This window comes from Streptomyces sp. NPDC015125, from assembly GCF_043080045.1.
In the GTDB taxonomy this organism is placed as follows: domain Bacteria; phylum Actinomycetota; class Actinomycetes; order Streptomycetales; family Streptomycetaceae; genus Streptomyces.
On sequence record NZ_JBIBVF010000001.1, the window covers coordinates 1,008,206 to 1,010,579 of the forward strand.

A 2,374-nucleotide genomic window follows, 5' to 3' on the forward strand; every position below is an offset into this window, starting at 1 on the left:
TGTAAACGCCCGCCGTCACCAGGCCATTGGTACTGACGCTGGTGGTGCCGCCGCTGAGCGTCCCGGTCAGCGTCACCGTGGTGACCCCGTCGGTGGCCACGAAGGTCACCGTGCCGGTCGGCGTACCCGCCCCTGGCGCAACCGGCGCCACCGTCGCCGTGAAGGTCACCGGCTGAGCGACCACGGACGGGTCCGGCGACGAGGTCACCGTAGTGGTCGTCGACGCCTGCCCGACCGTCTGCGTGTCCGTACCGACCGAACCCGCGAAGCTGGGATCGCCGCTGTACGTGGCCGTGACCACGTACGCGCCCGCGGTCACCAGGCCATTGGTGGTCACGCTGGTGGTACCGCCGCTGAGCGTGCCGGTCAGCGTCACCGTGGTGACCCCGTCCGTCGCCACGAACACCACCGTGCCCGACGGCGTCCCCGCACCCGGCGCAACCGGCGCCACCGTCGCCGTAAAGGTCACCGACTGGCCCACCACGGACGGGTCCGGCGAGGACGTGACCGTAGTGGTCGTCGACGCCTGCCCGACCGTCTGGGTGTCCGTACCGCTGGAGGAGGTGAAGTTGCCGTCACCGCTGTACGTCGCCGTGACCGTATGCGTCCCGACGCTCAGCGCATTCGTCGTGACACTCGCCGTGCCCCCGGACAACGTGCCGGTCAGCGTCGGACCGCCACTGATGACGAACGTGACCGTGCCGGTCGGCGTACCCGCACCCGGCGCAACCGGAGCCACCGTCGCCGTGAACGTCACCGACTGCCCGAAGACCGACGGGTCCGGCGACGAGGTCACCGTGGTCGTGGTCGACGCCTGGCCGACCGTCTGCGTGTCCGTACCGACCGAACCCGTGAAGCCGGCGTCACCGCTGTACGTCGCCGTGACCGTGTAAACGCCCGCGGTCACCAGCCCACTTGTGCTCGCGCTGGTCGTACCGCCGCTCAGCGTGCCGGTCAGCGTCACCGTGGTCACGCCGTCCGTCGCCACGAACGTCACCGTGCCGGTCGGCGTACCCGCACCCGGCGCAACGGGAGCCACCGTCGCCGTAAAGGTCACCGACTGACCGACCACGGACGGGTCCGGCGAGGACGTGACCGTGGTGGTCGTCGACGCCTGCCCGACGGTCTGGGTGTCGGTGCCGCTGGAGGAGGTGAAGTTGGCGTCACCGCTGTACGTCGCCGTGACCGTATGCGAGCCCACGCTCAGCGCATTCGTCGTGACACTCGCCGTGCCCCCGGAGAGGGTTCCGGTCAGCGTCGGGCCACCGCTGATGACGAAGGTGACCGTGCCCGTCGGCGTACCCACACCCGGCGCAACCGGAGCCACCGTCGCCGTGAACGTCACCGACTGCCCGAAGACCGACGGATCGGGCGACGAGGTCACCGTGGTCGTGGTCGACGCCTGGCCGACCGTCTGCGTGTCCGTACCGACCGAACCGGCGAAGTTGGCGTCACCGCTGTACGTCGCCGTGACCGTGTGGCTGCCGGCGCCCAGGGCGCTGGTGGTGACGCTCGCCGTGCCCCCGGAGAGGGTGCCGGTCAGCGTCGGGCCACCGCTGATGACGAAGGTGACCGTGCCGGTGGGGGTGCCCGCGCCCGGCGGAACCGGGGCCACCGTCGCCGTGAACGTCACCGACTGCCCGACGACCGACGGGTCCGGCGCGGAGGTGACCGTGGTGGTGGTCGCCGCCTGGTTGACGGTCTGGGTGTCGGTGTCGCTGGAGCCGGTGTAGTTCGCGTCGCCGCTGTAGGTCGCGGTGACGGTGTAAACCCCCGCCGTGACCAGTCCGTTGGTGCTGACCGTGGCGACGCCGGAGCCGTCGAGGGTGCCGCTGAGGGTCACGGTCGTGACGCCGTTGGTGATGACGAAGGTGACCGTCCCGGTCGGCACACCGCCGCCGGGGAACACCGGCCCGACGAAGGCGGTGAAGTTGACCGTCTGCCCCGTCACGGAGGGGTCGGGGAAGGACGTGACCGTGGTGACCGTGGACGCCTGGTTGACGGTCTGGGTGTCCGTGCCGCTGGAGCCGGTGAAGTTCGCATCACCGCCATACGTCGCCGTGACCGTATGCGTACCGGCGGACAACGCACTGGTCGTGACGCTCGCCGTGCCCCCGGAGAGGGTGCCGGTCAGCGTCGGACCACCGCTGATGACGAAGGTGACCGTGCCCGTCGGCGTACCCGCACCCGGCGCAACCGGAGCCACCGTCGCCGTGAACGTCACCGACTGCCCGACGACCGACGGATCGGGCGCGGACGTGACCGTGGTGGTGGTCGCCGCCTGGTTGACGGTCTGGGTGTCCGTGCCGCTGGAGCCGGTGAAGTTCGCATCACCGCCATACGTCGCCGTGACCGTATGCGTACCGGCGGACAG

1 protein-coding gene is annotated in these 2,374 nt (G+C 70.6%); it reads right to left on the reverse strand.

The features are described from left to right. Positions 1–2,374, reverse strand: a 2,374-nt coding sequence (locus ACF088_RS04410; protein WP_392373847.1) for a beta strand repeat-containing protein, incomplete at both ends; no start/stop codon positions are given.